7 protein-coding genes are annotated in these 6,607 nt (G+C 48.6%); all 7 read left to right on the top strand.

Annotated features, from left to right (window positions below):
- Positions 1 to 86: 86 nt before the first annotated feature.
- A complete protein-coding gene (locus tag OXN25_18350; GenBank protein MDE0426817.1) occupies positions 87 to 1,016 on the top strand; it encodes a cysteine synthase family protein in 930 nt (309 codons plus the stop codon).
- 143 nt (positions 1,017 to 1,159) lie between these two features.
- Positions 1,160 to 2,422, top strand: coding sequence for a DUF1015 domain-containing protein (locus OXN25_18345; GenBank protein ID MDE0426816.1), 1,263 nt, complete (start codon positions 1,160 to 1,162; stop codon positions 2,420 to 2,422).
- A 44-nt stretch (positions 2,423 to 2,466) separates the two neighbouring features.
- Positions 2,467 to 3,507 (top strand): prolyl oligopeptidase family serine peptidase, encoded by a 1,041-nt coding sequence (locus OXN25_18340; GenBank protein MDE0426815.1) that lies wholly within the window; start codon positions 2,467 to 2,469, stop codon positions 3,505 to 3,507.
- A 13-nt stretch (positions 3,508 to 3,520) separates the two neighbouring features.
- A complete protein-coding gene (locus OXN25_18335) occupies positions 3,521 to 4,315 on the top strand; it encodes a competence/damage-inducible protein A (GenBank protein MDE0426814.1) in 795 nt (264 codons plus the stop codon).
- Positions 4,316 to 4,540: 225 nt separating this feature from the next.
- Positions 4,541 to 4,792, top strand: a complete 252-nt coding sequence (infA, locus tag OXN25_18330) for a translation initiation factor IF-1 (GenBank protein ID MDE0426813.1) — start codon at positions 4,541 to 4,543, stop codon at positions 4,790 to 4,792.
- A gap of 129 nt (positions 4,793 to 4,921) precedes the next feature.
- Positions 4,922 to 5,734, top strand: a complete 813-nt coding sequence (locus OXN25_18325; GenBank protein MDE0426812.1) for a hypothetical protein — start codon at positions 4,922 to 4,924, stop codon at positions 5,732 to 5,734.
- 125 nt (positions 5,735 to 5,859) lie between these two features.
- Positions 5,860 to 6,594 carry an SDR family NAD(P)-dependent oxidoreductase gene (locus tag OXN25_18320; protein MDE0426811.1) on the top strand — a complete coding sequence of 245 codons (735 nt, stop codon included), beginning with the start codon at positions 5,860 to 5,862 and terminating at the stop codon, positions 6,592 to 6,594.
- The last annotated feature ends 13 nt before the right edge of the window (positions 6,595 to 6,607 follow it).

Genomic DNA, 6,607 nt, shown 5'->3' with positions numbered 1-6,607 from the left:
GACGCAGCCGGTGCGGTTAGAAACCGCACCTACCGATGGAGTGCCTAAGTCCTAAATAATACAAAAGGTAGGATAGATAACGCTACATGAGCCAGCGAAAGCCTGAAAAGGTGAATCTTTCAGAGTATCCACTGCTTCAAATCATAGGCCAGACACCGCTTGCCAAAATAGATCTCTTTGCTGATGAGCTGCCAAATGTCGAGATTTATGCAAAGATAGAAACCTACAACCCTGGTGGCTCAATCAAAGACCGACCTGTTTTAAGAATGCTTACGGAGGCGATTGCCTCTGGAGAACTCACGCGGGAAAAAGTTATCCTTGACTCGAGTTCCGGTAACGCTGGGATCGCTTACGCGATGATAGGCGCGGCTCTCGGCTATAAAGTTGAACTTGTGATTCCAGACAACGCCAGTGAAGAGCGAAAAAAACGCATTCATTCACACGGCGCGAAAATTATCTATACCGATGCCATCCTCGGTTATGATGAGGCGTTGCGAGAGGTTGACCGCCGCCACGAAGCGGATCCAGAGAAGTATTTTTTTAAATCGCAATACGAAAACGAAAACAATTGGCGGGCACATTACGACACCACTGGGGTTGAAATCTGGCAACAGACAGGGGGGAACGTTACGCACTTCGTCGCGGGTGTCGGAACGGGTGGCACTATCACAGGGGTCGGCAAACGCCTGAAGACCTATAATCCAGATATCCAAGTCTGCTCGATTGCGCCTGAGGTGTTTCCGGGGATCGAAGGACTCAAACCCTTGGGGCATCCAGATGACATCGTGCCAGAGATTCTCGACGCATCTGTAATTGATCATCGCATTCCGGCTACGATTGAAAATGCGCATGAAATGTGTAGCCGACTGGCTCGACGGGGTTGGTTCGTCGGGCAATCTTCGGGTGGCTACCTTTATGGGGCATACAAAGTCGCCCAAGAAATTCAGGAAGGTATTATCGTCACAGTCTTTAACGATCTCGGCGAGCGTTATTTTAGTACACGCCTATGGGATTAACTCTTTTAAAAAATTTGTTTTAGGTTACGAAAGGTTTGTTACAGGACTGAAAACCACCGTGAAACGAAATTGTGAGCGATTAGCGAACAATTTGTCTTCGCTTTACATTGTGGAGCGGTGACCCGATTCAATAGTTAAACAATATGGAAACAACAGTTATACCGTTTTGCGGCTTACGTTACAATACAGTACAGATAGACAAAATTGAGAACGTCATCGCTCCACCGTATGATGTGATCAAAACTGAAGAACGACTTACTTTAGAAGCACGCCATCCTGCCAATATCATTCATTTAATTTTAAGCCAACCTTGTGAAGATGACACTGAGGACGCTAATCAGTATACGCGAGCCGCGGCACTGATGAACCGGTGGATTTCAGACGATACACTTGTACAGGACCCAACACCGCGATATTACATCTACGATCAATCGTTTAGTGCGCCAGACGGAAAAAACTACACCCGCCGTGCTCTGATTGCCCTCGTCAAACTCGAACCCTTTGAAAACAAAATCATCCTCCCGCACGAAAAGACACACGCCGGTCCGAAGGCAGATCGGCTTAATCTCATGCGTGCATGCCACGCGAACCTCAGTCCCATCTTTCTGCTTTATGGCGATCCGAGCGGCGATATTGAACAGATTATGCAAAGTTTCACCGATGCATATCCCCCTGAAGTTGACTGTCCAGAGACCTTCGGCAGTACACATCAATTGTGGTGTTTAGATGACACAGAACGCAATCGTGAGATTCAAGAACTTTTTTCATCGAAACGGCTTCTGATTGCTGACGGACACCACCGTTATGAAACCGCGCTGGCTTTTCAGGAGGAAATGACGCAAAAACTGCCGAACACCGAATCGACTGGTTACGGCTATATGATGATGAACCTTGTCCGGATGGAGTCTCCCGGTTTGGCTGTCTTGGCGATTCACCGATTGTTAGATAATCTAAGTCCTCATCAGATTTCGCGGGCTATTGCGAAATTGCCTGAAGTATTTGAAGTGCATGAGATTGACACGCAAGCAAATCTTATGGCAAAATTGGAGGCATTGAAAGGGAAATCAGCTGCTGTCGGCATGTACACGGCAGACGACAACTATCACCTATTAATTCCACACGCAACATTACCACGGCAATTAGACGTAAGTCTCGTACAAGAAACTCTCATCAAAGAGATGTTTCAGGTTGAGACATTAGCGGAACATATTAGTTACACGGCTTACGCAGATGATGCCGTTGAACACGTAAAAAGCAGAGTGGGTAGCGTTGCGCTCCTCATGAACCCGACACCCGTTGAACAAGTGTTGGACGTGGCTATGGCGGGTTCAACAATGCCACAGAAATCGACTTATTTCTATCCAAAAATGGCGACCGGGCTGGTTTTAAACCTGTTGAATCGATAATGTTGTAAACGATCTTCAAACATTTTACTCTTTGGAGACACACGATGTATCATGAACATGAAAGAGACACCTTAGCCTTCTCACACCAGTTATACAGTGATACACCGCGCCACCTTGCATTCCAAGCGACAACGCTCACTGAAGCGAAAGCGTGGCAACAGGAACTTCGGGCAAAACTTATCGAACTGGTCGGTGGGTTTCCCGGAGAACCGTGTGCCTTAGCATCGGAAGTTTTAGAATCGTCCGAATTCCCGACCTATTTCCGTGAGACGGTGCAGTTTAAGAGCCGTCCAGAGATGGCTGTCTTCGGTTATCTGCTTACGCCTAAGCATCTCAACGGTTCAGCACCGAACCCAGCGATTCTTTGTCTCGCAGGACATGGGCGCGGCGTGGACGACATCGTGGGCATTGAGGAAGATGGTAGCATGCGATCAGAATACGGTGGCTACCAAAACGATTTCGCACTCCAATGTGTTGCGCACGGTTACACTGTACTGGCGATCGAACAATTCGGATTCGGTCACCGACGTGACCCGATTGCGCGCGAGCGCGGCGGCGGTAATTCCTCCTGTCAACCGAGTGCGGGGGCAGCACTCCTTCTCGGACAAACGATGGTAGGGTGGCGGGTTTATGATGCGATGCGAGCATTTGACTATTTGGCGACGCGCCCGGAGATTGACACAAACCGTCTCGGTGTGATGGGTATCTCAGGCGGTGGCACAACGACCTTCTTTACCGCCGCGATTGACCCCCGTGTTAAAGCGGCTGTCGTGAGTGGCTATTTTAACACATTTCGGGACAGCATCCTGAGTCTCAGCCATTGTATAGACAATTACATACCAAATGTGCTACAATATGCAGAAATGTACGACATAGCCGGACTCATCGCACCGCGTGCGCTCTTTGTTGAATCGGGTACGGAAGACACGATTTTTCCGATTGAAGCCACCCGCTTCGCGGTTAATGAGGCAAAAGCAATTTTCAAACATTTCGACGCTGATGATAAATTAGGACTTGAGGTGTTTGAAGCCGGACATAGCTTCCATGGCGTTGGTGCATTTGAGTTTCTGAAAGAAGTACTCTAAAAAGGAGAAGCGTGTGGCAATTGAATTGTTCTCAATCGGCACAGAATTAGTCCTTGGGCAGATTCAAGATACCAATGCCCACTGGATCGCACAGCAAATTCTTCAGATTGGTGGCGAGCTACGGCGTGTCACGATGCTGCGCGATGTCCGCGAGGAGATGTCGGAAGCACTCAATTCGGCGGTGGAACGGGAAACGTCGCTCATTCTTACGACAGGTGGTCTTGGACCCACCCCAGATGATATGACCGTTGCGGTCGTCGCTTCGTTGATTGGCACAAAATCTGTGGTGAGCGAAGAGACTATTGCCGAATTTCGGAAACGCCGTGAGATGTCAGAAAACGACCCAATCAGCGAAGCGTTGATGAAGATGGCGATTGTACCGGAACCTGCTGTCGTCTTACAAAACCCGGCGGGATGGGCACCGTGCATTAGCGTTACACACAAAGCGTCCACAATTATGATGATGCCGGGTCCTCCGCGCGAGATGAAGGCAGTCTTTGAAATGCACATTCAACCCTTAATTGCCCAACGTTACCGTTCAGAGGTTACCACGGCGCGAGTTTACGTGAGTATGTTTGAAGCGGAAGTTTCACCGCTGATGCAGAAGGTGATGGAACGCCACACTGATGTTTATTTGAAGGCGTATGTCTCCCTCCGCAAAGTAGATGGCAGCACGATGCCTGTCGATCTGGTTTCAACACGTGAAGATAAAGCCGACGCCGAAACGGAACTTCAACGCGCCACGGATTACTTCCAAGAACTTGTTGTTGAAGCGGGGAAACGTTTTAGTTTGGAAGACGAAGAGTAGAGGGATTGATAAAAGCACCGACCCGTAGGTGCTTTCCAAGAGCACGATGTGAGATATTCGTGCCTTACACTGCTAACTGTATCTACAAAAAAGGAGATTTATACTGTGAACCGAAGACCTTCAGGAAACAGAAACAAACGAAAGCCGCAGACGCGGTATACGAACACGAAGCGTCCGAAACCGAAGTCGAAATATAAAAAGCAACGAGATACGGATGCTGCTGATATTGGCTTAGAATCTGAAGACGAGGAACGAACGCCGTCTAAAAACGATAAAATAGAGGTTGAAGGCACCGTTATCGAACCTTTACCCAATGCGATGTTTCGTGTGGAATTGGACAATAAGCACCAAATTCTTGCACACATTTCTGGTAGAATGCGGAAATTCTTTATCAAGATTTTGCCGGGTGATAAGGTAACTGTGGAGCTTTCGCCCTACGATCTGACACGTGGACGGATTACGTATCGGAAAAAGTAGATGCCGAATAGATGTCTAAAGCGAAGTGCGTTGGCGTGTGCAAATCAAGATTTTTGTAAGCGCGTCTTTTCGGCGCGCATGCCTTTAAGACAGTAAAATCTGATTTTATTGTCTTATGAGGAAACCCCCATGAAACCTGCTGCCTTAATTCATGTCAATAGCATTGATGAAAAACAGATAGCCCAGCTTTTGGACGCAATTGAAGTGAAACAGGCGCAGATAGAAGAACTCACAGTAGCCGTCGAGAAACTTAAGTCAGAAGTGGACGTATTTCAGCGTCGCTACAATGCCCATATCAGTCGTTACTACCTCGAACTCGATAAGGTTGAACTCGAGACGAAAGAGTATCGCCTGCGTTTACAACTGCGCCGAGAGCACGTGCACGAGAAAGAGATAGAAGCACGTGTGGAATCCTGTTTCAGGGCAAGCCGGGCGCGTGTAGAGGCATACGAGGCAACTGACGCATCAGAACCGACACCTCAAGAAGACAAACTCCCTGAGGTGAAATCTAAACACTTGCAAAATCTTTACCGTAAACTCGCCAAGCGATACCACCCCGACAAGGCTATGGATGCTGAGGGAGCGGAACGCCGTGAGCGATTAATGCCCTTGATCAATCGGGCGTATCGTGATCAGGACCTCCAAACCTTAGAGCGGTTGAGCCTCGGTGAAACAGAGTTACATGTAGATGAAAAAACAGCCGTTGAGAAACGGGCAGCCTTGCAATCAGAGCTTGGGCAACTCAACCGCGCGGCGAGCCAATTGCGTTTAGAAATAAACCGACTCAAGGCAGGACGCACCTACCAACTCAAACAACAGGTAGAAAAGGCTAAGGAAGCCGGCAGCGATTTACTGATGGGTCTCGCAAAAGACTTGGAGCGGCGGGTTAAAGCGAGTCGTTCTCATTTGGCACGCCTCATTAACATGTGGCACAGGTTATGAGTTATAAGTTGTAAGTTATAAGTTAAGAGGTTTCTCTGTAACAATCTTCCTGTTCCTGAAGACTCGAAGCTGGGGTTAGAAACCCCTCCTACAGGTGTTCGTGTGCCGCCTTGAAGGAATCAATCATGCAACTGAAAGATAAAGTCACTATTATTACGGGTGGTGGACGCGGTATCGGCAGAGCGATCGCTATTGCTTATGCTGCTGAAGGTGCGCGGGTCGTTATTGCATCGCGAAGCATCACACAACTTGATGAAGTTGCTGCAGAGATAGCCGCGCAAAATGGCGAAGTTCTCACTGTTCCAACCGATGTGCGAGTCCGTTCGGAAGTGGCAAACCTTGTTCAGAAAACTGTTGACCAGTTTGGGCGGATAGATATACTTGTGAACAACGCCGGTGTCAATCCGAGAGGTCGGTTTTTAGATTCTACAGATGAGGAGTGGGAACAGGGATGGCAGATTAATGTGATGGGTGTTGTGCATTGCTGTCGTGCTGCACTGCCAATCATGCAGCAACAAGGTAGCGGAAATATTATCAACGTCGGTTCGGGTATGGGACAAGTTGGCCGTGCGAACCTCAGCGTCTATTGTGCTGCGAAAGCGGCACTCCACGGGTTGACGCAATCCATCGCTGAAGAGGTGTGGGAAGACGGCATCATTGCCAATGTTCTTATCCCGGGTCCCGTAAGAACGGAACTTTCAAAGCCAGCGTGGGAAAACTCAGACACTTTCAGAGCGGAAAGCGATCCGTGGAAGCCACCCGAGCAGGTCGTTGCATCGGCACTTTTTCTCGCAGCACAACCGCCTGCGACCGGTATGACAGGTCAGATTTTGAGTATCATGCGCCGGAATAGCCCGTGATTTAAAGTCCTTT

Source organism: Candidatus Poribacteria bacterium (assembly GCA_028820845.1).
Classification (GTDB): Bacteria; Poribacteria; WGA-4E; order WGA-4E; family WGA-3G; genus WGA-3G.
This window is presented reverse-complemented; position numbering and strand designations above follow the sequence as displayed.